The organism is Pseudovibrio sp. FO-BEG1, from assembly GCF_000236645.1.
Taxonomy (GTDB): domain Bacteria; phylum Pseudomonadota; class Alphaproteobacteria; order Rhizobiales; family Stappiaceae; genus Pseudovibrio.
In genome coordinates this window covers 3,309,347-3,333,225 of the sequence record NC_016642.1, presented here as the reverse complement: position 1 = coordinate 3,333,225, position 23,879 = coordinate 3,309,347, and the positions used below count along the sequence as shown (strand labels likewise).

Annotated in this window: 22 protein-coding genes; 4 read left to right on the top strand and 18 right to left on the bottom strand. The window is 50.7% G+C overall.

Annotated elements, in window-relative coordinates:
• Positions 1-34: 34 nt before the first annotated feature.
• Positions 35-1,027 (bottom strand): TRAP transporter substrate-binding protein DctP, encoded by a 993-nt coding sequence (gene dctP / locus PSE_RS15165; RefSeq protein ID WP_014285675.1) that lies wholly within the window; start codon positions 1,025-1,027, stop codon positions 35-37.
• A 163-nt stretch (positions 1,028-1,190) separates the two neighbouring features.
• On the opposite strand from dctP, the gene PSE_RS15160 reads away from it, so the two are divergent.
• Positions 1,191-2,150: a LysR family transcriptional regulator gene (locus tag PSE_RS15160; protein WP_014285674.1), complete on the top strand. Its 960-nt coding sequence runs from the start codon at positions 1,191-1,193 to the stop codon at positions 2,148-2,150.
• Between the two features lie 157 nt (positions 2,151-2,307).
• On the opposite strand, the gene PSE_RS27480 is transcribed toward PSE_RS15160, so the two are convergent.
• From PSE_RS27480 to PSE_RS15100, 14 genes are all read right to left on the bottom strand, one after another.
• On the bottom strand, positions 2,308-2,463 hold the full coding sequence (locus tag PSE_RS27480; RefSeq protein WP_014285673.1) for a hypothetical protein: 156 nt from the start codon (positions 2,461-2,463) through the stop codon (positions 2,308-2,310).
• Positions 2,444-2,764: a tyrosine-type recombinase/integrase gene (locus tag PSE_RS27475; protein WP_208997946.1), complete on the bottom strand. Its 321-nt coding sequence runs from the start codon at positions 2,762-2,764 to the stop codon at positions 2,444-2,446. The genes PSE_RS27480 and PSE_RS27475 overlap by 20 nt, the downstream gene beginning before the upstream one ends.
• A gap of 328 nt (positions 2,765-3,092) precedes the next feature.
• Positions 3,093-3,461, bottom strand: coding sequence for an Arm DNA-binding domain-containing protein (locus PSE_RS27470; protein WP_208997945.1), 369 nt, complete (start codon positions 3,459-3,461; stop codon positions 3,093-3,095).
• A gap of 451 nt (positions 3,462-3,912) precedes the next feature.
• Complete coding sequence (locus PSE_RS15150) at positions 3,913-5,328, bottom strand: exonuclease domain-containing protein (protein WP_014285669.1); 1,416 nt, start codon at positions 5,326-5,328, stop codon at positions 3,913-3,915.
• Positions 5,328-5,849, bottom strand: a complete 522-nt coding sequence (locus tag PSE_RS15145) for a hypothetical protein (protein ID WP_014285668.1) — start codon at positions 5,847-5,849, stop codon at positions 5,328-5,330. The genes PSE_RS15150 and PSE_RS15145 overlap by 1 nt, the downstream gene beginning before the upstream one ends.
• A 60-nt stretch (positions 5,850-5,909) precedes the next feature.
• Entirely contained in the window at positions 5,910-7,739 is a 1,830-nt protein-coding gene (locus PSE_RS15140; protein WP_014285667.1) for a DUF294 nucleotidyltransferase-like domain-containing protein, read from the bottom strand.
• Between the two features lie 106 nt (positions 7,740-7,845).
• Positions 7,846-9,633 carry a sodium:solute symporter family protein gene (locus PSE_RS15135; RefSeq protein ID WP_008546604.1) on the bottom strand — a complete coding sequence of 596 codons (1,788 nt, stop codon included), beginning with the start codon at positions 9,631-9,633 and terminating at the stop codon, positions 7,846-7,848.
• A gap of 12 nt (positions 9,634-9,645) precedes the next feature.
• Positions 9,646-9,906: a DUF4212 domain-containing protein gene (locus PSE_RS15130; RefSeq protein WP_014285666.1), complete on the bottom strand. Its 261-nt coding sequence runs from the start codon at positions 9,904-9,906 to the stop codon at positions 9,646-9,648.
• A gap of 506 nt (positions 9,907-10,412) precedes the next feature.
• Positions 10,413-11,171: an ABC transporter ATP-binding protein gene (locus tag PSE_RS15125; protein ID WP_014285665.1), complete on the bottom strand. Its 759-nt coding sequence runs from the start codon at positions 11,169-11,171 to the stop codon at positions 10,413-10,415.
• Positions 11,168-12,127 carry an iron chelate uptake ABC transporter family permease subunit gene (locus PSE_RS15120; RefSeq protein WP_014285664.1) on the bottom strand — a complete coding sequence of 320 codons (960 nt, stop codon included), beginning with the start codon at positions 12,125-12,127 and terminating at the stop codon, positions 11,168-11,170. The genes PSE_RS15125 and PSE_RS15120 overlap by 4 nt, the downstream gene beginning before the upstream one ends.
• Positions 12,102-13,055 carry an ABC transporter permease gene (locus tag PSE_RS15115; RefSeq protein WP_014285663.1) on the bottom strand — a complete coding sequence of 318 codons (954 nt, stop codon included), beginning with the start codon at positions 13,053-13,055 and terminating at the stop codon, positions 12,102-12,104. The genes PSE_RS15120 and PSE_RS15115 overlap by 26 nt, the downstream gene beginning before the upstream one ends.
• Before the next feature lie 59 nt (positions 13,056-13,114).
• Complete coding sequence (locus PSE_RS15110; protein WP_041768569.1) at positions 13,115-14,023, bottom strand: siderophore ABC transporter substrate-binding protein; 909 nt, start codon at positions 14,021-14,023, stop codon at positions 13,115-13,117.
• Positions 14,024-14,174: 151 nt separating this feature from the next.
• Entirely contained in the window at positions 14,175-15,776 is a 1,602-nt protein-coding gene (locus tag PSE_RS15105) for an alpha/beta hydrolase-fold protein (RefSeq protein WP_014285661.1), read from the bottom strand.
• A 63-nt stretch (positions 15,777-15,839) separates the two neighbouring features.
• Positions 15,840-17,876: a TonB-dependent receptor domain-containing protein gene (locus PSE_RS15100; RefSeq protein ID WP_014285660.1), complete on the bottom strand. Its 2,037-nt coding sequence runs from the start codon at positions 17,874-17,876 to the stop codon at positions 15,840-15,842.
• Between the two features lie 261 nt (positions 17,877-18,137).
• Between PSE_RS15100 and PSE_RS15095 the strand changes: the two genes are divergently transcribed.
• The 3 genes from PSE_RS15095 (at position 18,138) to PSE_RS15080 (ending at position 21,929) form a co-directional block, all read left to right on the top strand.
• Complete coding sequence (locus tag PSE_RS15095; RefSeq protein WP_208997944.1) at positions 18,138-18,998, top strand: AraC family transcriptional regulator; 861 nt, start codon at positions 18,138-18,140, stop codon at positions 18,996-18,998.
• 146 nt (positions 18,999-19,144) lie between these two features.
• The gene (locus PSE_RS15090; RefSeq protein ID WP_008547124.1) at positions 19,145-19,639 is read left to right on the top strand and encodes a ferritin; all 495 of its coding nucleotides are present in this window, start codon (positions 19,145-19,147) and stop codon (positions 19,637-19,639) included.
• Positions 19,640-19,949: 310 nt separating this feature from the next.
• Positions 19,950-21,929 carry a TonB-dependent receptor domain-containing protein gene (locus PSE_RS15080; RefSeq protein ID WP_014285657.1) on the top strand — a complete coding sequence of 660 codons (1,980 nt, stop codon included), beginning with the start codon at positions 19,950-19,952 and terminating at the stop codon, positions 21,927-21,929.
• Between the two features lie 32 nt (positions 21,930-21,961).
• Here PSE_RS15080 and PSE_RS15075 read toward each other — a convergent pair whose 3' ends face one another.
• The 3 genes from PSE_RS15075 to PSE_RS15065 all read right to left on the bottom strand — a co-directional run bounded on the left by PSE_RS15075 (position 21,962) and on the right by PSE_RS15065 (position 23,871).
• Complete coding sequence (locus tag PSE_RS15075; RefSeq protein ID WP_014285656.1) at positions 21,962-22,420, bottom strand: MarR family winged helix-turn-helix transcriptional regulator; 459 nt, start codon at positions 22,418-22,420, stop codon at positions 21,962-21,964.
• Between the two features lie 102 nt (positions 22,421-22,522).
• On the bottom strand, positions 22,523-23,278 hold the full coding sequence (locus PSE_RS15070) for a hypothetical protein (protein WP_014285655.1): 756 nt from the start codon (positions 23,276-23,278) through the stop codon (positions 22,523-22,525).
• Complete coding sequence (locus PSE_RS15065; protein ID WP_244421316.1) at positions 23,275-23,871, bottom strand: RNA polymerase sigma factor; 597 nt, start codon at positions 23,869-23,871, stop codon at positions 23,275-23,277. The genes PSE_RS15070 and PSE_RS15065 overlap by 4 nt, the downstream gene beginning before the upstream one ends.
• Positions 23,872-23,879: the final 8 nt, after the last annotated feature.

Genomic DNA, 23,879 nt, shown 5'->3' with positions numbered 1-23,879 from the left:
CATTTGCCACCCGTCCGCATAGGCATTTTGAGACTTATTTGTCTGCCATCAGAGCATCAATGGTATCCTTGCCAACAATTTCTGAGATTTGAGGCCATACATCTGTACGTACTTTTTCAGCAATAGCCGCACGCTCTTCATCTGACACAGCTACGACTTGGTATCCACTTTCCTGCAGTTTTGTGACGTATTGCGCTTCGTTGTTTCTGCCCCAGCTGGCGTAGTCTCGCGCTGCTTTGTCAAAAGCTGACTGAACAGCTGCCTGCTGCTCTTCTGAAAGCTTGCCCCATGAGCGCGCAGAAGCGTAATAAGTCGTGTTCTCAACGACTGCATTGTAAGGAATGAACGCTTTGCCTACGTCAGAGGTTGCGAATGCGCTGTAAGCCAGCTGGGCTGTGCAGCAGATCGCACCATCAACCGTGCCAGCCTGAATGGCCGGGAAAACTTCACCCCAGTTCATTGTGGTTGCTTTAAAGCCGATTGACTCAACTGTCGCTTTGATAACCTGAGAGCTCCAGACACGAATGTTCATGCCTTTATCGCCTGTGTTCGCTGCATTCTCAGGAATGTCGTTTGCGACTACACCGATGAACCCTTCCGGTGCATTTGCCAGCAGTTTGAGACCCAAACCATCAAGGCGCTCAGCAAAGATCGTGTTAAAAGCAGAATCTTTGTTCAGATAAACTTTTTCTGCCTCGTCCCAGTTGCTCACGAGATATGGCAGTGAGTTGATTTCCAACACTGGATCACTGTGAGCGTACACAACGGAGTGAACCAGATCGACATTACCACGAGCCGCCGCTTCAAAAAGCTCCTCACCTGCGCCGAGCTGTCCTGCTGGGAAGACGGTTACTTTCAAGTCCACGTCGGCGGCTTCAATGTCACTCTTGATTTGCTCAAGTAATGTATTGCCGTAGTGTTCAACTGGCACAACACCTGCGAGTTTCAATGTGGTTGCAGTAGCAGCTCCGCCAGTCAAACCAAACGTCAGTGCAGTTGCTAAGGCGAGTTTTGAAATGTTGGTCAAGTTCGTCTCCTCCGGAAAATCGTTTTTTGCATGCTGGGTGCTGGTTATGCGGCTACCCCTTTTTGCTGCACCTAACAACCTACGCATAAACTCATAGGACCAAGAGTGGACGCATTAAGCAAATTCATATATTTAATATCGACATAAACATGAGTTATGTCATATGAACCGCACTTCTCTTGAAAGATTTTGTCGAAGCTTAGACTGGAACCTGCTGTACACTTTTCTCATTATTGCTGAGGAGAAGGGCGTGACAAAAGCAGCAAAGCGGCTTTTACTCACTCAACCTGCGATTACAAATGCTTTGAAAAGGCTTGAAAGCCAATTTGATTGCATCCTGATCGACCGCACAGTAGGTGAGTTCTCGTTAACGAAAGCAGGGCAGCTTCTTTATGAGGAATGTTTAGAAATTTACAGCGGTGTCTCACGAATAGCTGCAGCACTTAAAGATGTGCGTGAAGATGTTACAGGGCACGTTTCTATAGCAACAGCTACACATGCAGAGTCGCCAGTAATTGACGCAGCACTAGTGCGTTTTCACAAAACATATCCCAAGGCAACACTTTCTATTAAAGTGGCAACAAGCGGTGATGTTGTTACTCAAGTAAAAAGAAAAACAGCGTCTTGCGGCATAGGACTTACAACAGCTCGGCAGCCAGGGTTGAATTATGAACTCATATACCGAGAGAGGTTCGCATTTTACTGCGGTAAGCTAAATCCGTTGTTTGGTCGAAATGATATTCGCAAAGAAGAACTTGCCCGAGAAGCCTACGTCACATTTCCAACAGATGAGCCTGATGGTGAAATGAGTGAGTTTGCAATGGCCCGTACCAAACTGGGCTTAGAACACGCACCAGTTGGTCGCTCATATTATCTGGAAGAGCTGCGCCGCCTTATTGAGATTGGCGTTGGGATTGGGCCGTTTCCAGTACATGTCGCCAAGCCCTACGTCGACATGCAACGTTTGTGGCGCATAACCAACTTCGAAGATCTCCCAATCTACGACATCGCACTTATCACCAACCCCAAAACCCGCCATAACCCCGCCGAAGCAGCCTTTATAGATATTCTGCGCGATGAAATTGAAAGGGTTCCATTGAAAGACAGGAGTTACTTGGGTTGAGAAGCGCAGGTCTTCATTTTCAGAGCAACTTATAGTTGATTTCGTACTCTGGATTGGGCAGTCACGTAACAAGGCGAATGGCAGCTTTTGGTCAAAAGCCTCATACGGTGCTCGCAAATATCTAATTAGATACCTTTAAACGCCTGTTGCCGATTTTTCATTCCCCTCCTTCCAATCCTGATGCAATCCGCTCCCCAATCGTTTCAGACAACACCCGGATCGGGTGTGCATCATGGTTCACATAGCGATTGGTGATGGTCACGTTGCGGTGGCGCAGATCGTGAATACGAACATCAGGAATGTTGCCATGCATTCTCAATTACCTCAATCGAAATAGGTTGTGTCGGATCTTTATAGCCCGGTAAAACATAAGGTGAACCATGCACTCGTTGGATCTCAGAGAGTATTTCGACGGCGCTGATACTTACCGGATGAGGTTTACGTTCATCCCCTTTTCTTGAAGGCAGTGCAAACGTGGCCAATTCAAAATCAATATGCTCCCATTTCAGGGTTGCGATCTCACTCAAACGCGCACCGGTGTAAAGCAGCAGACGCAAGCAACAAAGAGTTCTTGGGTTAACAAGTGTCTTCCGCTTTGCAATATCTTTGGGCAAGTGCTTGGCTGTACTCTTCCCAGCTTTTATGACCCAGGGAAGACCTTCCTGGTCTGCCAGTTCAAGAGTCCGCCCCAGTCATTGCAACTCCTCCCCTGTTAGGAAACGGTCACGCTCGTTTTCTTTGTAACGCTTGACCAACCGAACCGGATTAGTGTGCTCTGGTCGCAATCCCCACACTTCAGCGAGATTGAACGCCTTTGATAAGACTGCCAGAACTTGATTGGTTTGACGTGGTGTTGCTCGCAACGCGTGGTGCAGCTTTGCAATATCCTGCCGCCTAACAGAGCTGAGTTTCATGTGTCCCAGTCGTGAACGACACATCGCTTTAGGAGACGTTCATTGTCTTAGGCATATTATGAACCTGCACATGTTTGCTCATGTAAGTATCAAGAAGATGATTCACTATGGGAGCCGGTCGTTTGTTTTCCCGCTCTAACAAGGGATCATCCCCGTTTCGGACCTTTGCCAGAACATCGGTCGCCAAGTCCCTAGCTTGATCTGGGGTCAACTCTCCATTTCTGCCAAGGCTCATACGACGGAAGCGGCCTTCATGCGTGCGATATTGCACAATGAATGTTTTTGCACCGCTTGGCATCACTTGAAGGCCAAAGCCTTTGAGCTTGCTATCCCTTAGAAGTCGCTTTTTGCTTGCTGGACTTGCCGCATCCACCGTTCGCTTCGTTATGTTCGGCATAGACAAACCTCTCCCGCTGACGGCTCGTGACAGGAGCCACCACACATACGAAAATATCAATTGAAATACGTAGCCGATTACTGCCGTTTCTGAAGGCCTGACAGCCTGTGACGACCACTAGGAGGTTCTTTTAGAACCTGTGCAAAACAGCATCCAAACCGTGATAGGTCAAAACGAACTGCTTACCGTTCTCTGTCAGCAAATGTATGAGATTGAGCGCGAAAAGCAAGGTAGGTCAGAGCAAATAATTTTCTGCAACTATTTGTGATTCATAGTAATGAATCGCTCTTCAACGCAAATGAACGCTCCCCGCTGAAGTGCCATCTAGTCAGTAGGTCCACGGTTCGAACCGGTGCGGGCTCACCATTTAACCTCATGGTATATTAAGAGGTTTAGTAAAGTTTTCAATTGGGAATTTTTTGCATTTCTGGGGATTGTTATCCCAGCAATTTTAATTCATATCCTTCAGCAACCGCCCATGTTTCCTTGTCTGTTCAACAACTTTCCCAAAGGTATCGAACCCACGGGATGTCAGGATGGGGAGGAGTTTGCAGAGGGCCTCGGCGGTGGCTTGGGCGTCGCCTAGGGCGGTGTGGCGGAGGGCTTCAGGGAGTTCGATATCAAGTCGAGAACAGAGAGCGTCGAGGGTGTGTTCCTGCTCTGCTCCAAAGACGACTGCTGAGAGCAGAACAGTATCGAGGATTGGATGATCCCATACATGACCAGACATATGGCCATAGCGTTGCAAGAAAGCCATATCGAATGGGGCGTTGTGGGCAACGATAACAGCATCTTTGGCGAACACGTGAAAATCTGAAGTCGCTGTCACAGGATCCGGGGCATCTGCCACCATATCGTCGGTGATACGGTGCACTCCCGTGGAGGCGGCTGGGATCGGGCGGCCCGGGTTCACCAGTTGATTTACTGTTTCACCGGGAATTATCCGTCCATTAACAACCCGTACAGCACCGATTTGAACGATTTCATCTTTGTTCGGCATCAGACCCGTGGTTTCAGTATCAAACACAACAAAGCTCAGATCTTTCAGAGGTTGCTGCTCGATCGCCTTTTCGGTCTCAAAATGTTGAGTGGCGTCAAAATCATAGATCAATGGCCGTGGAGCTTCGGGTGCGAGGCGTGCGGTGGCATCGTCGATCAGGATCATGTAGCCCGATGCCTGACTGAGCTTTTTAAGGCGCAGTTGGAAGTTGAGATTACCTCTTGCCCCTTTGGCCTTCACCGCAATTTCGGTGCGCAGTTCCTTGAGCTGCTCATAAGCACCAAGAATCTCGTCTTCAGCAAAGTAATCAAAGATAGATGCACTCAGACGTGGAACGTGGACCTGCCCAAGGATATCTGCTGCTTGTCCATCATAAAGCATGATCTTGTGAGCTGGGCTGACAAGAACGATGGCAACGGGAATTTCAGTAAGAAGCAAGGCAAGCTGTTCGCGTTCGGCAGCTAACTGCGCTGTTGCATCGGCGACCAGATCACCCACACCGGCGGCTTCGTCAGTCAATCGCCCTGTTACAGCCTGTGCAGCCGGTGCAAGGTCGCCCAAATACTTTGCACTTTGTAAGTCAATTGATGCTTCCACATCTGCGTGCGTTCTTGTGCGGATCGCTGCGGAAAGCTGTTGCACTGGTTTAGCGACGTTTTCATCAAATAGCAGCCAGATGCTGACAGAGATGGCAAGCAGTCCAAAACTGGAAAGCAACCCGGCGAGAATAAACCCGGAGGCAGCATTGGTTTCAGGGATACGGGTGTATCCGAAATAGAGCGCAGCCCCGACGACGGCACAACTGGCTGCGGCAACACCTGCAAACAGAAGAAAAATCCGAAGTCGTAGACTGAGCCCTACCAACATTATCCTGCCCCACATATTGTTGAGATGATCGGGTCATCTTTGGAAGCTGCAACCCATTGCGCGCCTGTCACTGCACCACCTTTTTCAAAGGCAATGCCATCTGCCAGAGCTGCCCGCCGACCTTCCGTGCAGTCTGTGAGTACGGGAAGCTTATTCACTGGCGCCCAACGCCCGAAGAAGTAGGCCTGCGCCAACTTCATGCCTGGCTGGTCTGGGTGCCTCTGAATGGTTGCCGTATCAATTGCCACAAATCTCTCGGTGAAGGGCTGCACATACGTCCAGGGCCGATAGAAAGCTTTGCTTTCAACCGTTTGCGCCACAACCATACCTTCTGGCAGAGTGTCTTTGGTACGAGAAAACCAACTGTACTCGCTTGAGATTGTTGTCAGAAGCATTGCAAGGCCCGCTGCAACAGGAGCGAACCAGCGCGGCAAGCGACCACGAAGAACATGATTGATCAGCATCACAAGGCCAGCTCCGGCGATACCTGCGATAAACGTCCCAATCAATTCGATAAACATTCAATTCCTCCCAAGCAGCTCTCATAAGCCTTCGCTCAATCCAGCCATTATGATTGTTGTTTAGCTCAGCATTCCACGGCCATGCCCGACGGCAGATTGCATAGTTTTGACCACTACAAACGCATCACGCACATGCGCCCGCTCAAAATCTGACAGAGTAGACGGCTGGAGAAAGTTGTCTGGCTCAGCCCCTTGTTTGACCAAGTCTGCCTGATGTTGAATGCGGGTTTCTGCAATCAAGTCATAAGCATCCAACAGGTCTCCGGCGCCTGATTTGCTCAGTTGACCGGTTTCCCGAGCTTCTTCCAGACGGGCTCTGGTGTTGACGGCACCAATCTGCCCCTGCAGAGCGTAAATGCGGGCCAGATCAACCACAGGCACAACACCGTTGTGCTTCATGTCCAATGTGTTTTTGTGTTCTCCAGAGCGGATAGTCGCCAATCCGCGCAGCAAACTCAAAGGTGGCGTGTGTTTCAGCGAATTACTGACCATGTGTGCAACAAAGATTGAGTTGCGGCTGGAAGCTTCCAGTGTTTCAGTCTGCAGGTTCTCGAAAAGCGCTGTGTCTCCACCAATTGGCCTTAAATCGAACATTACCGAACTCAGCATCTGCGCTTCCGGATCTGGCTTGTTGATCCAACCTTCGAAATAGGATTTCCAAATGGCCAATGGCTGTGTCCATCGTGGATTGGTGGCCATCATATCACCTGGACAATAGACATAGCCGCTTGTGTTCAGGCCATCGCAGACATATTGGGCCAGCTCAGCAAAGTATCCTTCACGATCGGTTTCAGTGACATCGTCGTGCAAAATCAAACAGTTGTCCTGATCACTTACGCCGGTCTGCTCCCGGCGCCCCTGAGAGCCACAGGCAAGCCACAGATAAGGCACCGGTGGAGGGCCAAACTTTTTTTCTGCTAAAGACAACAAACGTCTGGTCGCCGCATCTGCAATATCAGTAATCAGGCGTGTTACGATCTCATGTCGGCTGCCACCTGCGACCAACTGAACGAGGAGATTTGGTATTCTGGCTGTCGCCTGAGCAATCTCTTCTGCATCTTTAGCCGTTGCAATCTGGCTCACCAACTCAGCAGAACTGATGGCCTGAAAACGGGTCAGGTCTGTCTGGGTCACCATGCCGACCAGATGCCCACCTTCCACGATTGGTACGTGCCCAATGCGACGTTCCATCATAAGATGAAGCAAATCTGATCCGATTGCAGAAGGAACAAGAGTAATTGGATTTGCCGTCATCACAGCTTCAACCAGTGTCTCCACCGAGAGCTCGGATGCCAGCACCTTAAAAGATAAGTCGCGTACTGTGATGATCCCAATCAGCCTGCCTTCATCATCTGTCACGCATAGGGATGAAACTCGCGCGTCGCGCATCTGCTGCGCTGCTTGCTTAACCGTATCTTCAGGACGGCAGGTCAGTGGATTGGACGCCATGAAGGATTCAATGGGAATAGCCGTCAGATCATTCTCTCGGCTTCGCGGCTTCTGTGTTCTGTCAAAAAAACGGGCAACAGGTTGGTACTTTGCGATCAGGCCAGCGATAATCTCGGGTGAAAAAACCAAAAGAATTGTTGGTTCTGCGCTGTAAGCTGATGTGACAGCGCGTCCATCAAGAAGAAGCCCACGCTCGCCAAAGGAGTTCCGGATTCCAAGGCGACTGATCATCGCATTGTTCTTGTCGCGGATTTCAGCTGTGCCTTCATAAATCAGAAAGAGGCCCGGCAGGTCATCTCCGAGCTGGTAAATGCCTTCACCCGACGCTTTTTCCCAGACGCCGATCTGTCCAGCCAAATCCTCCTGATCCGCCTCTGGAAGGGCATCATAAGGATGCACAGATTTCAGGAAGTGCAGGATTTGCGCAGATGTGAGAGGCATGATTCCACCTTTGGGTAGAAGAAGTAAGATCCTGCCCAGCCTAAGCCGGGCAGGATTCATTTTGTAGAGTGCGGCTTACAGATTTTATGTAAGCCGCTCCCTGAGCTTAGTGGTCTGCAGCTGCGCCAGCACCACGTGGGATACGAACGCTTTCGACCAGATCTTTGATCGCTTCAGGTGTTTCTTTGGTCATACCAGCCACGATGTAAGCCACTGCGAAGTTCACCGCAGCACCAATTGCACCGAAGGACGTTGACTTGATGGTACCTAGAAGTGGATCTGCATCGGTGAAGCTGTTTGTGCCTGGAATGAAGAACCAACCTTTATGCAGGAAGATGTAGACCAGTGTCACAACCAGACCAGCCAGCATGCCAGCAACAGCGCCGGTGTTGTTGATGCGGGTTGAGAAGATACCCATCATCAGCGCCGGGAAGATCGAAGCCGCAGCAAGACCGAAGGCCAATGCCACTGTTTGTGCCGCAAATCCCGGAGGATTAAGCCCGAGATAAGTTGCCACAACAATCGCGACAGCCATCGCCACACGGGCCGACATCAGCTCGCTCTTTTCCGAAATAGACGGATTGATCGCCCCTTTAATGAGGTCATGACTGACCGCGGAGGAGATCGCGAGCAACAATCCTGCTGCCGTTGAGAGCGCTGCCGCCAAACCACCGGCAGCCACCAGACCAATCACCCAACCCGGCAGGTTTGCGATTTCCGGATTCGCCAGCACGAGGATGTCGCGGTTGAACTTAGTCAACTCATTGCCAACCCAGCCTTTTTCACCGGCAAGGGTCTGCATGTCTGCATTCTTGTCGTTGTAGTACTGGATTTTGCCGTCGCCGTTTTTGTCGTCCCAAGCGAGAAGACCAGTCTTCTGCCAGGTGTGCATCCAGTCGTACTTCGGATCGTTCTGGATCTGCTCGACAGCAACTGCTTCGCCTTTCACGCCGCCGTTTGGCCACATCATTTCAGTGATGTTCAGACGAGCCATCGCACCCACAGCAGGTGCTGTGATGTAAAGCAGGGCAATGAACACCAGTGCCCAGCCAGCTGACCAGCGCGCATCAGCCACTTTCGGCACGGTGAAGAAGCGCATGATCACGTGTGGAAGACCAGCTGTACCGATCATTAGTGACAATGTGAACAGCACCATATTGAAGGTGTCAGCGTGATGCGAGGTGTAAGCGTTGAAGCCAAGCTCAGTTACAACCTGATCCAGCTTGGTCAGCAGTGGAACGCCGCTTGCTGCGTCATTACCAAACAGACCAAGGCCTGGGATTGGGTTGCCAGTCAGCTGCAATGAGATGAAGACAGCTGGAATGGTGTAAGCGGTGATGAGCACTACGTACTGCGCAACCTGTGTGTACGTCACGCCTTTCATGCCGCCAAACACAGCATATGCAAACACCACACATGCACCAATCAACAGACCGGTTGTGTTATCCACTTCGAGGAAGCGACCAAACGCAACACCAACGCCTGTCATCTGACCAATCACGTAGGTGGTTGAAGCTACAATCAGACACACAACAGCCACGATGCGGGCGGTCTGGCTGTAGAAGCGATCTCCGATGAACTCAGAAACGGTGAACTTTCCGAACTTGCGAAGGTAAGGTGCAAGCAGCAATGCCAGCAGCACGTAACCGCCAGTCCATCCCATCAGGAACGATGAGTTATCATAGCCGGTAAACGCGATGAGACCCGCCATGGAGATAAAGGATGCTGCAGACATCCAGTCAGCAGCTGTTGCCATACCGTTGGTGACAGGGTGAACACCCCGGCCAGCAGCATAAAAGTCAGAAGTTGAGCCCGCACGAGCCCAGATTGCGATGCCGATGTAGAGCGCAAAAGAGCTACCTACAAAGAACAGGTTGATAGTAAACTGATCCATGACTTGCAGCCCTTACTCTTCTTCAACGCCGTGTTCACGGTCGAGACGGTTCATACGCCATGCGTAGAAAAAGATGATTCCCAGGAAGACCAGAATGGATCCCTGTTGCGCAAACCAGAAGCCAAGGTCTGTTCCACCAACCGCGATGCCGCTCAGCAACGGGCGCAGCAAAATGCCAAACCCAAATGAAACCACCGCCCAAATGACGAGGCTGACCATAATGATGCGCTTATTGGCAGCCCAATAAGCGTTGTTGGATGAGTTCTCGGACATAAATCTCCTCCCGTTCGGGTCCGGATGACTTTCGACCGGACGGCATTTCCGCCCCCCAATTTACAAAGTGGCTCTGCCGAAACGACCGGTTCCTCCCACCGATCAGCAGAACTGGAGATAAGCTTTGGATCTTTCTTAGAGTTCAACTCTCACTGCAGCACAGGCACTAAACCTGCCAGTAAGCCGGATTTCAGATTACGTACGCACTCACTTCGCAATCCAGTTGCCCCAGCGAGCTCTTTGCTTCAGTTGTTATCGTCTGAGCAAAGGCTTTTTTCACCAAGTCCTACAGGCACAGATTGAGATCCCTTAAGATCCTCACGTTCCCCAAATAAACCACCTTCACCACCCAGTGTGTTCCCTACAGGCAACCTCTTACAAGGCTACTTACGTAGAGAAGACTTATGTATTAGATCGAAAGAACTTGGAGATACTTGTGGAGAGCAAATGCGTTACTAAAGACATAAAGCATGGTGTTTGGCCCAGTAGGCAACTCAAGAATCCCTCTACAAATGATGCAGCGCGACGCGCTGGCCTTGGTGCTGGGTAACTGTGATTTCCATGGCGTATAGAGACTTCAGGGCTTGGGTTTCCAGAACGTCATGTGGAGTTCCATGGATGGCGAGTCCTCCGTTTTTTAGGGCTATGATTTCGTTGGCGTAGGCGCCTGCGTAGTTGATGTCGTGGAGGACGATGACGAAGGAGCGTTGGCGGGCGTCGGCGATTTCTCGCAAGCGTTTCATGAGGCTACGAGCATAATACATGTCGAGATTGTTCAGGGGCTCGTCGAGCAGCAGGTATTTGGTTTCCTGACAGAAAGCCATGGCCACGAGTGCGCGTTGTCTTTGGCCGCCAGAGACCTCGTCGATGAACCTGTCTGCCATATCCTGAAGATCAAAGTAATCGAGGGCCTCGTCGACGGCTTTGTGATCATTGGCAGTTGGCCGGCCTTTGTGGTGAGGGTAACGACCGAAACCGACCAGATCCCTCAGGGACATACGGCTGCTTAAGGCGTTGTCTTGCCGCAGGATTGCGAGTGTTTTGGCAAGCTCTCTGGTTGGTGTCTGGGTGACTGATTGTCCGTCAAAGGAGATTGAGCCGCTTTGTAGTGGTTGGAGGCGGGCCATGAGGGAGAGCAGCGTTGACTTCCCTGCCCCGTTTGGACCGATCAGGGCTGTAATGCCGCTGTCCTGAATGGTGAGTGAGATGTCGCTCAGGATCTTGCTCTTTCCATACCTATGAGAAACACCAGTTATTTCAATCATTTCATTTTCCCTCGGAAAAGAAGCAGCAGGAAGAGAAGTCCACCAAAGAACTCTACAGTTACACTGAGCGTGGATTGGCTCTTCAGAATACGTTCAAAGGCGGTTTGGCCAGTCACAAGAATAATCGCTGCGATCAAAATGGATGCAGGCAGAAGAATGCTGTGGCGATGCGTGTTCATAATGAAATGAGCCAGGCTGGTTACCAGCAATCCGAAGAAGGCTACTGGCCCAACCAGAGCGGTTGAGACCGATACAAGCGTTGCGACCAAAACAAGTACGATAAAGCTTGTCCGCTCGTAGCTGACACCCAGATTGATGGCATTGTTTCGACCAAGTGCGATGACATCAAGAGTGTGTCTGAGACGCCAAATAGCGATGCAGCAGCCAGATACCAGCAGAATACTGACGCCCAATAGTTCCTTATCAACACTTGAGAACTGGGCGAAACTGGCACCTTGCAGGATGGCGAAGTCGTTGGGATCGATAATGCGTTGCAAAAACCCTGCAAGGCTACGGAAGAGTACACCAAAGATGATCCCGACCAGTACCATGCGGTGGAGATCCTGCTTTCCTTTCCCCATGATCGTCGTGAAGAGAAGTGTAGCCGCGAAGAGCATGACACCCACTTCTGCAAGAAACTTCAGCTGACCATCCAGAGCCACGTAGGTGAAGCCCCCTAGAGTGAAGACCAGTAAGGTTTGCACGAGCAAGTATAGAGCATCGAACCCCATAATGGATGGGGTCAGGATGCGGTTTCCGCTGATGGTTTGGAATAGAAGCGTTGCGACCGAGATGGCAACAGAAACCAGCAATAGTGCTAGGAGTTTGGTTCCGCGAAACACCAAAAGGAAGCTCCAGCTGCCCTTGGCACCAATGGTCATGAACGCGATGCAAGCCAACGCGAGCAAAACACTCATGATGATGAGTTTTTTAGCGTGCATGGGTTGATCTCGCATAAAGCAGGTATAGGAAGACAAAGGAGCCAATCACTCCTAGGATCGTTCCCACTGGAATCTCATAGGGAAAATGAACAAGCCGGCCAATAAGATCGCAAGTCAGCACGAGTAATGCACCAAGAACGGCCACCCAAGGCAAGCTGGCGCGCAGGTTATCTCCCATCATGCGTCTTGCGATGTTTGGTACAACCAGTCCGACAAATGGGATCATGCCAACCGTTACGACAATCAGAGATGTTGAAAGTGCCAGAATAAACAGGCCAAGAATAACCACTTGCTTGTAGTTGAGGCCCAGGTTGATGCTGGCATCTTTGCCCATACCGATTATGGTGAACTGGTCGGCCACGATGTAAGTCAGTATTGCCAGAACCCCGCAGAGCCAAAGCAGCTCATAGCGACCGCGCAGAATGCCTGAGAACTCACCGCTCATCCATGTACCGTGGAACTGAAGCATTTCAGCTTCGAACACGATAAACACAGTCATCGCTTCAATTATGCCGCTAAAAATCAAACCGACAAGCGGAACCAGAAGAGGCGATGTGACAGGCAACTTGGATATCATTGTTAGGAATATCGCCATACCAATCATTGCTGTTATCGAAGCGACAATCATCTTTATGATGAGCGGACTGCCTGGATAAAGCAGTGTTACCAAAAGGATACCTAAGGACGCACACTGAGCTGTGCCTACACTTGAAGGTTCGACGAAACTGTTTCTTGCAAGCATCTGAATAACAGAGCCGGAGACAGCGAGTGATGCACCTGTCAAAATGACAGCTAATGTGCGTGGTATGCGGCTGATTAGGAAGAGGTCAGTGTTTTGCGGATCCTGCCACCAATTAGCAATCGAGACGTCTTGGACGCCTACGAGTAAGCTGAAGCAGGAAAGAGCGAACAGAGCGACGATGGCAACGCCGATGTTTTTCATGGAGCACCGAGAGGTAAGCTAGAGCTGAGCTACGAATGCTCAGCTCTTGGCAATATTCGTTATTTATTAAAGGCTTCGATCAGTTGCTCGAAGATGCGTGTTGTTGCTTGGTAACCACCCTGAGCAATGTAAGTTGCTGCTGGGTCTAGATAGATCACTTGCCCTTTCTTCCAGGCAGTAGTCGACGTAACCAGCTCATTATCCAATGTTTGACGGGCATTATCGGCATCGCTTCCGATTGCTGTTGCACGATCCAAAACTAATAACCAATCAGGGTTTGCCTTCTGGATGTATTCGAAGGAAACGGCTTCACCGTGGGAAGCTACTGCAACTTCAGCCATTGCTGGCTCAATTTCCAGTTCATCGTGGAACCAGCCGAAACGTGATCCTGGGCCGAAAACGGAAACCTTTGGACCATTGGTCAGAACAAAAAGCGCCTTGCCTTTGCCTTTAACCACTGCTTTCACTTCATTCAGCAACCTATTGTATTTGCTGGTAAGTTCGGCGGTTTCTTTCTGCTTATTGAAGACCTTGCCGTATGCTTCAAGATGAGCAAGCAGCGTCTGGGAGACCTCAGAGGCGCTTGGGGTCATATCGATGGTTGGTGCGAGCTCAGAGAGTGGTTTTGCCTGCTTGCTGGAACGACCGCCAACAATGATCAGCTCGGGTTCCAGAGCGTTGATGGCTTCGAAATCCGGCTCAAAAAGTGTGCCGATGACTTCAGCATTGGACTGCACGCCATCCAGATAATCAACGTACATTTTATTGACTACGCCTGCAGGCTGTACGCCCAAGGCGTTCAGGTTGTCCACTGCGCCAATATCAAACACGACGAGGTTTTTTGGTGTGACAGTGACGTTGACTTTGCCTGTTGCGGTGGTGATTTCTACCTGATCAGCAAGGGCTGGAGACGCGGCCATTGCGAGGCAAGCCAATGCAGCTACAGACCTTTTTACACGATGAAACATGTCTAACTCCGTTGGATAGATGTCTCATGGCTTGGCCGCAGCCTGGCTGTTGAGCTTTGTCTCTATCTAAAATCAAAACTAAAGGTTGTCCAACAATACCTGAAGGTTACACTCAGAATTTTATGCAGGTGCATCTAATTGTGATGCATGGCTACTTTCGAGCGGCGTTTCCAAGCAGGTGAATGAGGCCATCGCTGAGGATGGTTTGCCATGAAAACAGATCATGTCCAGCTGCGTATATTCTCATCTGAACGGGATAACCTTTTGCTATCAGGACATCTCTAAGATGTTGATTGGAATAGAGGATACCTCGATCTCGACCGCCAACTCCCTTCTCAAACAGCCCTGCACTCAGGAAAAATGAGAGGTCTTGCTTTGGCTTGCTTGCAATGAGCTTTGCGACATAGTTCTCATCCCCCTCCTCTGAATACCAGTAGGAGCCGGACATGGAGAGAACGTTCCCAAACTGTCGCGGATAGCGGAGGGCAACAGTGCTTGAGGCAAGACCGCCATAGCTGGAGCCGGCTAAAATGGTTCTATCTGGTGATGAAAACGCCCCCAACTTCTCTTCCACGAACGGAAGTAGAGTTTTGGCCATAAACTGAGCAAAACTCGCATTGTTTGGCAGCTCGTTGGACCGTGCTTTACCATCTATATGCGAGATGAAAACTGCAGCAAGTGGCGGGATAACGCCTTCCGCGACCATGTTATCCAGAATGGTTGGAACTGAGATGCGACCGTTGTAGTGCTCTGCGTCAAACATCAGCAGGAGCGGAGCTGTTTCTTTTGATACCTCATAACCTACTGAGCGGTAGATCCAGATGTTGCGTTTGTTTTCAAGGATCCGGCTTTCTATCACATGTTTGGTCAGAGAGCCTTTTGCGCCACCACGATCCTGCAAAAAACGGCCTTTTTCGGCTTTGGGTAAAAGAACCGTAGAGTGTTGATTATATGGATCGATTGCGTCTGAAGGCCATGGATATTTGTTGAATGGGTCAGCTGATAAAGTTGCAAGGATTGCTCTGCGGCGTTCCATCCATGAGCCGGTAATCTGAGGAACGTCTTTTGCCAACTGATAGGACAATCGGGTCGTGTTGGGCAGGACAAATGATTTGAACCAGACATCGCTGATGCCAAGTCTGTCCAACTCTTCGTGATTGCTGGTTGGGGCGCCTAGCAAACGAACGGCGTTTTTCGCGTCTTTGGCCAGAAACGTCAGGATGCTATTACCGTTCCCTTGATCTTCAACAAGAGGAGTGCCAGTTGCCACCACTTCCGACCAGAAATCATCGGAAGTACCACCCGTTTTCAGGTGCTCTGCCAGTTTTGCGATGCGTGGGCTAAGGTATTCTTCTTGTGAGGAAACATGCTCACTCGAAGCTACCTCCCTCAAAACAGAAAGTGTGAACTGGCCTGTTTGAACTGCTGAGACTTTAAGATCCATCGGTTGCTCTCCGGCAACCAAAAGAAACGGGGCTCTGCCGACGTTTTCGGAGATGAAGCGGCGAATGTGTTTGCCGGTTGTTCTTTCAACGCTGTCCAGGTGAAAACTTCCTGATGAGGCGGACCAGCCAAGCTGGATGTAATCCCCCGGATCTGCCTGCAACTCAAACAACAGCTCCTGGCCCTGTTGAAGAGACACAGCTTCTGCTGGAGTTTCGGGGCTGAGGGAACGTGCTGCACTGCTCGGCACGACACTTTGTGAAATCATAAGAACCAACAGGCCTAGAAGAGTTTTCTTGAATGAAAACATGATGGTATGCCTTTACGCGAGAAGGTGGGCTGTACCCACCTTCCCGTTTCAATGTCCAACTCGTTAGAAACGTGTAGTGCCGGAGATGAAGTAGCGGCGGCCATCGACGTTGAACTCATCCCAGTCCGTTTTGAGGATCTGGTTGTCAGCGATGTTCAGGACGCCTGCCCGGAGGATGAAGTTCTCATTCACATCATACCGGCCTGTAAAATCTGCGGTGACATAACCGTCAACTTTGCGGGCGTAAGTCATGTCTCCATTGGCAGGTACTGAGGTGTACTGTTCGCCTACATAGTTGGCAGACAAGGCAAAACTCAGCTTTTCGTTAAAGGCGTAGTCCAGCTTGATGTTGGCAGAGTGTTCTGGCTGGAACGCCAGTGGAGCGTCGTTGGCGCTGGTGTTTTTAGCATCCAGATATGTGTAGTTGGCGGAGACTGTCAGCTCGTCGATTGGACGGACTGTCAGGTTCGCCTCTATCCCCATTGTACGGGCCTCTTCAATATTCTCAAACTTGAAGATCGGCTTACCGTCAGAGGTCAGTCCAACGTAGTTAGAGTATGTCTGAGCCACTGCTATATCAGCGGTTCTGGCGGGTGGGAACTGGATCATGTCTTTGATTGTGTTATGGAAACCTGTCAGGCCGGCACTCCACTTATCCTGATCATATTTGAAACCAACCTCGAAGCTGCTGCCAACTTCCGGGTTCAGATCTTCTGCGCCTTCCAGGAAGCAATCCCCGCCGCAAGAGACCTGTTTCCAATTTGGAGACAGCTGCAGGAGTGTTGGGGCTTTGAAGGACGAGGACCAGCCGCCTTTGAATGTGAGGGCATCGGTGAAGTGGTAGACGCCGTAAACGCGGGGGCTGGCGTTCCAGCCGAATTTTTCGTGCTTGTCGAGGCGGCCACCGAGGGTGAGCTCGAAACTCTCTGTGATTTCAAGGCGATCTTCGATGAAGGCTGCTGCTTGCCAGATGGAGCTGTCAGAGCCGCCCTCGCCGATCAGAACGTACTTGTCTTCGAGGGATTGATGTTGATAAGCCGCGCCCACGGTGAGGAAGTTTGGCACGAGCAGATCAGCGTCAAAACTGAGTTTGCCATCTCCTGTGAAGTTGTAGGCAGTGTTCGGCATGTCTTCACCTGCGGCGTTGCCATGGCCATAGGAGTTCTCGATCCGATCCCCGAAGGCACGCAGCTCGGTTTCACCAAACTCGTAGGAGCCGTGGTGAGTTATCCCCCCGGATACCCGGTCTAGAGTCGTCTTATCGTGTGTGCGCTTGCTGTAACCTGCGTTAAAATCGAGAGAATTTTCCTCATTCACATCCCAGGTCACGGTTGTGTCGATGTACTTGTTATCGCTTTTAGCAAAGCCTGCGTTGGCTCCTCCACTCGGACTATCCGGGTTTAGGCTACTAGAGTCCTGACGGCGGAAATCCCAGCTGCCGTAGGTGCGCATGAAGAGTTTGTCCTTCAACAACGGGCCAGAGAGATTGAAGCCTGTGCGGCCATAATCACCGGATTTGCGGTTTTCCTGAAGGGTATATTCGGTGGTAAGTGAGCCATGCCACTCATCCGTTTCCTTCTTGGTGATGATGTTGACCACGCCGCCAATGGCGTCTGAACCGTAGAGCGAAGACATGGGACCGCGAACGATTTCAATGCGTTCGACGGCTTCCAGTGGGACCCAGCCGGAATCGTAGTCGTTGCCGCGGAAAGCGTTTGGGGCGGAGGTGACGCGTTTTCCATCGATCAGGAAGAGCGTGTAATTCTCGTTGAGGCCGCGGATCTGCACCTTGCTCTGATTGCCTGCTCTGTTGAATGTGAGGCCCTCCACACTTTCCAGCAGGGAACGAACATCCTTAGCACCCTGATTTTCCAGCTCTTCTGCGGTGATAACCGAGATGCTGGCTGGAGCGTTCTTGTAGGTTACTTCAGAGGCCGAGGCTGTGACGACCACCTCATCCAGCAAGTTATTCTCCTGCGCGACAGCCGCTGTTGAGCAGGTCAGCGCCGTTGACACCAATAAGAGATTTAGTGCGTTGGTTTGCGTTTTTTTGCAGAAAAGGCCGTTCTTAGGTGCTTTTTCAACGCCGCGGCTGGTCATCGAGACATTCTCCAATCCTGTCCGCGCGGCAGCACAGCACCATGAGCGCCTGCGGGGATAACAAGCACTTTGGGCACCTCATTCAGAGATGTTGGTTAGCTGGAAGGTCGCGCTGGACTAACTTCAATCATACGAAGTTTTAAACTTGACTTCAAAACTCACAATATATTTATGAGGGGGTGTTCGTCGATTGGAAATGCATTGGCGTGTGCGCCAAAAACATCTTCATGCGCGCCAATGAAAAGTCAGGGGGCATTTTCGGTGCAGATTGCGCAGCAGATTCGAGTCAAAGTTCTTGATGAGACCATGGGGCATCATGCGCATGATAGTCTGGTGGAGCTCTCACCCATTTTTCAGATCTTCATTTATCTGGAAGGACAGCAGCAGTTTTACATTGATGATGTCTATTTTGATCTGGATGCAGGTAATCGAAATGCGCCCAAGCCTCAAGCGCTGCTTTTTAACCTGAAAAAGAGTGCCAATCTGCGCTTGAAGCCGAGTGAAGCCGGGCATTCTTTGCGCAAAGTTGGCATTGCCGCACAGCCGGACTGGTTTGGGTCTCTCGGGCTGGAGTCCTCTGCTCTTTCTGAGGAACTGCGCAGCTTCATGAATGGCCACTTGAACTACTTCATCTGGCAGCCGGATGAGCAGATGGTGGAGTGTGCTACTCGGGTTCTTTCCATGAGCTCTGAGAGCTGCGATGAGATTGGCGGTTTGCAGCGACAGGCGGAGGCTCTGGGGCTTCTGGCGCAAACGTGTGCACATTTGCGCGGGGCTGTGCAGGCCGAAGCGCAGGAAGATGATACGAAACTGCGGATCAAAGGCCTGAAGGTTCGCGAGTACTTGCTGGAGCATTTGGGAGAGGATCTCTCTATTGAACGAATTTCCAAAGAGACTGGCCTCAGCAAGCGCAGCATTCAGCGGCATTTTAAAGAAAAGTACAACCTGACGGTCTCTGATTTCATCCGCAAACAGCGTCTGGAAAAAGCACGGCAAGCAATCAACAAAGGCGGTATTACGGTCGCGGAAGCGGCGTATATGGCTGGTTACAACAGCCCGTCCAGCTTCAGCAACGCCTTTAAACGGGTCTATGGTTCTGCTCCGAAAAACTGGCGGGCGTGAGAGATAAAGCATGCGCCACAAGTGTATTTGTGAAATTGCTAATCACTTGCAATTGCTAAGATAATTCTGCTGCAATTGACTTTAGTCAAGGCGATTAGTTTGTAGCTTTTCAAATCTGTCTCCACGAATTTTGATTGGAGATTATGATGAAACTGAACACAAAAGTTGCTGACGCCCTGAACCAGCAGATCAATGCTGAGCTGAGCGCATCCTACGTTTATCTTGCTGTAGCTGCCTATTTTGACTCTTGCGAACTGCCAGGTTTCGCAAAGTGGTTTCGCCTTCATTCCAAGGAAGAAACTGAGCACGCCATGCGTATCTACGACTTCATCGTCAAGCGCGATTCCCGCGTGACGCTGGAAGGCATTTCCGCTCCGACTGTTGAATTTGATTCAGCTCAGGCTGCGATTGAACTGGCTATGAAAATGGAAGTGAAAGTAACAGAGCAGATCCACGCTCTGTTCGATCTTGCCCATGAGGAAAAAGAGTACGGCACTCAAAACATGCTGCATTGGTTCCTGGAAGAACAGATTGAAGAGGAAGACCTGTTCCGCCGCGTTCTTGATCAGGTCAAAGCAGCTGGAGATGACCGTTGGCACCTGCTGACACTGGACGATCAGATGGGTCAGCGCCAAGCTTAATCCTCTTTGTTTTTATGAGCCCCTGCCAAGCGATTGGTGGGGGCTTTTTTTGTGCCTTTGGCCTGCCTGCTACGGCTCGTACCTGTAAAAATTGCTAAATACACACAGGTGCAATTCAGCGCAAAATACCCACTAACATATTGATATAAATAAAGAATGGAGATTGTCTCCATCTGCAGTGCCATTTTGTCTATTTAGATGCACTTGCATCTATAATTTCCTTCCCGTATACCCACGCGAATAAACATGAGTAATTTTCTCATATTTGATTCGCCGTAGGTAATACGGCCAATATGTGGGTGGGGACCTAATGAAGAAACTTCGGTGGCAGTTGCTTGTTTCCGTTTGCGTTTTAAACGGTGCTTATTTTTCTACCGGGGCTGCAGCGCAAGATAGCGTGGATGCCAGCGAAGAGCTGGACCCTGTTGTTGTTTACAGTTTCAACAATGACCGCTTTGCAGTTGCTGCAGACAGAAACACCTCAATCTACGTTTCCAGGCAGGCGATCGAAGCTGCGGAGATGGGCACACTGCGGGATGTGTTTGCTGAAGACGCCTCAGTGACTGTTGGTGGCGGTATTCCGATTGCCCAAAAGATCTTCGTCAATGGTGTGGACGCGCTCAATCTGAACATGACCATTGAAGGGGCGATGCAGAACAACCGTGCCTTCCACCATGTGACAGCCAATGCCATTGATCCCGCTTTGCTACGTGCCGTGCGTGTGGACGCAGGTATTGCGGCTGCAGATTCTGGTCCAAATGCACTGGGCGGCTCTATCGCCTTTCAGCTGATCGATGCGCTGGACCTGCTGGAAGACGGTGAGACCATGGGCGGCAAAGCCACGCTGAGCTTTGACACAAACGGCAACACGTTCTCTCAAGCCCTGACGGGTTTTGCTGAACACAACGGTTTTGATATTCTCGCCTTTGCCAAGAACGCCAAAGGACAGGATTACACCTCAGGCGGTGACTGGGAAATCCCGGGTACCGGCGCAAACTTGCAAACCGGCCTTCTCAAAGGCGGCTACACCTCAGACACGGGACACCGATTTGAGGTTTCCGGAATGATGCTGAAGGACAAGGAAGAGCGGCCTTATCGCGCGAATATTGGCTCTTTACCTTCCAAGCCCAACGATACAACACGACTGTATGACACCACCCGTAAGAGCTTCTCATTCCGCTATGAGCACCTTGAGCCAACGGATCTTTATGATCCTGAAGTGGTGATTGGTTTCAGTGAAAGTAACATTGATGTTCCGGAGCCGGAAAACAGCAAAGGGACTTCCAACACTCTAAACGGTAAACTCGCCAACACCTTCCATTTCAGTGATCTCACAAGCTTTACCGGGGGTTTCGACTTCTATCGTAAAACCTCTACCTACGAAGGCGCATCTGACGATTCTACTGAAGCTGCGAATAACTTTGGTGCATTCGGCCAAGTGCGTTCAGAAGTTCTGTCAGGCCTTGAGGTTTCTGTCGGTGCACGCGTTGATCATCAGACTTTCGAAGGTATTTCGGACTTTGATACCAAAACAACAGGAGCCAGTGGTAACGCCTCTGTTTCTTATGAGCTTGTCGATGGCTTCAAACTGAAAGCCGGATACGCAAATGTGTTTGGTGGGTACGCGCTCGAAGACAACTACCTGTTCTGGACCGATTGGGACTACACCGGCTTCAAGCCATCACGTGCGCAAAACGTGACTGCCGGTTTTGAGTTTAATCGACAGGGCCTATCTTTCTCCGGTAACGTTTTCAAAACCGAAATTAAGAACGCTCGTGGAGAGAAGCTCAACCGAGGCCCCTTCAAATACGAAGTCGTCAACAAAGACGTCACCACGAAAGGCTTCAATCTTTCTGCTGGTTACAACTGGCTTTCTGGTTCTGCAAAGCTGACTTATTCTTATACAGAAGCTGAAGTTGAAGGCAGTGAGGCAAGCTCTTACTCAGTTATCGATCTGGCTGCACCGCTTGGTCAGGTTATCGCCTTCAACGTCTCCCATACATTTGAAGAATATGACCTGACATTCGGCGGCGACATTCAGGGGGCATTTGACTATGACACCGGTGCAACGGGTGACTCAGACCGGATCCTTGAAGGTTATGCAGTTGTCGGGTTGTTTGCTGAATATGAGCCAGAACAGATTGACGGGTTAAAGCTTCGGTTTGATGCTAAGAACATCTTTGATGAAGATTATTCTGATCGTGGCACATATGGTGGAGATTACACCAGTATTGAAACCCTGAGAGAGCCTGGACGGTCCTTTAGCCTGACGGCAAACTACAGATTTTAAAATGAAATTGGGCCGCTGCTGAGCGGCCTTTTTTATGAGTAGATCTTTGTTAGCAGTTTGAAGAGCGTAAAGGCCTCGTCTTTGTTAAGGTGGGCGCCGACTTCCTTTTGAATAGTGCGGAAGTAATGGGGCCAGAGCTCTTTGTTGACGTCTGCGCCCTTCTTCGTCAGGAAGATCAGATGAGCGCGGCCATCTTCTTTGTCGGGATGCCGCTCCACCAAGCCCTTCTTTTCCATCCGTGAGATATGGCGCGACATGGTGAACTGGGCCATGTAGAGCTTGTCCTGCAAATCAGCGGCCTTTGCGCCCTGCTCTCCTGCCCGTTCAATCTCCAGCATGATCTCGTACCACACCGGATTATCAATGCCGTAGTCACGCAAGCTCCGCTCAAACCTTGGGTAGAGGTAGCGATGAGCCCGCATCAGGTGAAACCAGGCACGACTGGCCAGTTCCTCCTGGTTCTCCGCTTCAATCTCATTGTAAGTCTTCATAAAACAACATCCTGATCGGCAATCTGGAAGACTTATCATAAGAACTCCCGTCAATGCAGGCGCTCTTGCAGATACTGACAGAAAGATAAGTGCTTAGACCACCTACAGAACGCGGGAGTGGATTTGCTGGGCCACGGTGTCGATACGGTTCTGATTGTCGCCGCCGATGACCAGATAGCGGTAGCCATTGCCGGTCCAGTCGGCGGCGGCCATGCCTTTCAGATTATCGGAGTGCATGGCAGTATCTGATGCGCCGGTGTCTTTCAGAATGCAGAATGCGATGGGAGCACCGTTCGGATCCGCGAAGACAATCTGGATCAGCGGAGCCCCTTCATGGCCGAGGATCTGGGTTCTAAGCAGTTTCAGGCCTTGCAGGTCCGTCAGGTCACTCAGGTTAAGCTGCTGGCCCACTGCTGCAGAGGCTATGGCAAGTTCCTGCTTCAGTTCGTCTTCTGAGCGGTTCAGAGAGGCGATGGTGTCTTTGACGTAAAGGGCCTGATAGCTGGCAACTTCCTGGCGCCAGTCAGGTGCATCATCCGCCCAGATCATCATACCAGCGCCGATCACAAGGCCTGCTGCAAGCGTTGCCGCGCGGGCGCCCCATTGGCGATAGAACGGTGTGGTCGGGATTTGCTCACTGGCGGTATCTTCAAAGATTTTCTCTTCCAGTTCCTTCAGGTGTTCCGGAGCTGGTTGATCTGCAAAGCCGTGCTGGACGACTGGGATCAGGCCTTCCAGAGCCAGAAGGCGTTGCTCAAGGATCGGGTCGGTTTCCAGATCAGCCTCGATCTGCTGTATCAGAGAGGCTTCCGCTGAACCAGCGAGATAGGAACGCAGTTGTGCATCGGTGTATGTCATGCCAGCTCTCCTTTCTTCATCTGGTTGGCGTGATCCTGTTGCAAAGGTGCCAATGTTTTGCGGGCAGCAGATAATCGACTCATGACCGTCCCAATAGGAATACCCAAAATTGCGGCTGCTTCGCGATAGGTGAATTGCTCTACAAAGACAAGTTCCACCACAGACCGTTGTCCTTCTGGCAGCTGCATCACTTGCTTAAACACTTCAGCGGCGAAAATATTCGTTTCTGGAGATGGCGACGGATCAATAAGGCCAGATTCCACGGCAGCATCAAGCTGTCCGGTTTTTCTCAGGTGCTGGCTGCGCATTTCGTTGAGCCAGATGGACCGGCAGATGGTCATGGTCCACGCGGCAAAGTTTGATCCGGCCTTGAACTGGCTTTCTCTTTCCAGCGCGCGCAGGCATGTGGCCTGCACCAGATCGTCGGCCAGATCCTGTTGTCCGGCCAGTGACAAAGCAAAGCGCCAGAGCCTTGGCATCACCGTGATCAGATCCCCCTGAAAACGCTTCGGATATTTTTTTCCAAAATGCATCGAATAAAAGCCAGCTGTCGTGTGTTTCCCATTTGATAGCAACCAAAAATCGTCAATCACATCAAATC

Excerpts from the sequence above, each read along its gene's own strand:
- PSE_RS15160 (WP_014285674.1), top strand. The coding sequence starts at position 1,191 with ATGAACCGCACTTCTCTTGAAAGATTTTGTCGAAGCTTAGACTGGAAC.
- PSE_RS27480 (WP_014285673.1), bottom strand. The coding sequence starts at position 2,463 with ATGCATGGCAACATTCCTGATGTTCGTATTCACGATCTGCGCCACCGC.
- PSE_RS27470 (WP_208997945.1), bottom strand. The coding sequence starts at position 3,461 with ATGCCGAACATAACGAAGCGAACGGTGGATGCGGCAAGTCCAGCAAGC.
- PSE_RS15150 (WP_014285669.1), bottom strand. The coding sequence starts at position 5,328 with ATGTTGGTAGGGCTCAGTCTACGACTTCGGATTTTTCTTCTGTTTGCA.
- PSE_RS15145 (WP_014285668.1), bottom strand. The coding sequence starts at position 5,849 with ATGTTTATCGAATTGATTGGGACGTTTATCGCAGGTATCGCCGGAGCT.
- PSE_RS15140 (WP_014285667.1), bottom strand. The coding sequence starts at position 7,739 with ATGCCTCTCACATCTGCGCAAATCCTGCACTTCCTGAAATCTGTGCAT.
- PSE_RS15135 (WP_008546604.1), bottom strand. The coding sequence starts at position 9,633 with ATGGATCAGTTTACTATCAACCTGTTCTTTGTAGGTAGCTCTTTTGCG.
- PSE_RS15130 (WP_014285666.1), bottom strand. The coding sequence starts at position 9,906 with ATGTCCGAGAACTCATCCAACAACGCTTATTGGGCTGCCAATAAGCGC.
- PSE_RS15125 (WP_014285665.1), bottom strand. The coding sequence starts at position 11,171 with ATGATTGAAATAACTGGTGTTTCTCATAGGTATGGAAAGAGCAAGATC.
- PSE_RS15120 (WP_014285664.1), bottom strand. The coding sequence starts at position 12,127 with ATGCGAGATCAACCCATGCACGCTAAAAAACTCATCATCATGAGTGTT.
- PSE_RS15115 (WP_014285663.1), bottom strand. The coding sequence starts at position 13,055 with ATGAAAAACATCGGCGTTGCCATCGTCGCTCTGTTCGCTCTTTCCTGC.
- PSE_RS15110 (WP_041768569.1), bottom strand. The coding sequence starts at position 14,023 with ATGTTTCATCGTGTAAAAAGGTCTGTAGCTGCATTGGCTTGCCTCGCA.
- PSE_RS15105 (WP_014285661.1), bottom strand. The coding sequence starts at position 15,776 with ATGTTTTCATTCAAGAAAACTCTTCTAGGCCTGTTGGTTCTTATGATT.
- PSE_RS15100 (WP_014285660.1), bottom strand. The coding sequence starts at position 17,876 with ATGACCAGCCGCGGCGTTGAAAAAGCACCTAAGAACGGCCTTTTCTGC.
- PSE_RS15090 (WP_008547124.1), top strand. The coding sequence starts at position 19,145 with ATGAAACTGAACACAAAAGTTGCTGACGCCCTGAACCAGCAGATCAAT.
- PSE_RS15080 (WP_014285657.1), top strand. The coding sequence starts at position 19,950 with ATGAAGAAACTTCGGTGGCAGTTGCTTGTTTCCGTTTGCGTTTTAAAC.
- PSE_RS15075 (WP_014285656.1), bottom strand. The coding sequence starts at position 22,420 with ATGAAGACTTACAATGAGATTGAAGCGGAGAACCAGGAGGAACTGGCC.
- PSE_RS15070 (WP_014285655.1), bottom strand. The coding sequence starts at position 23,278 with ATGACATACACCGATGCACAACTGCGTTCCTATCTCGCTGGTTCAGCG.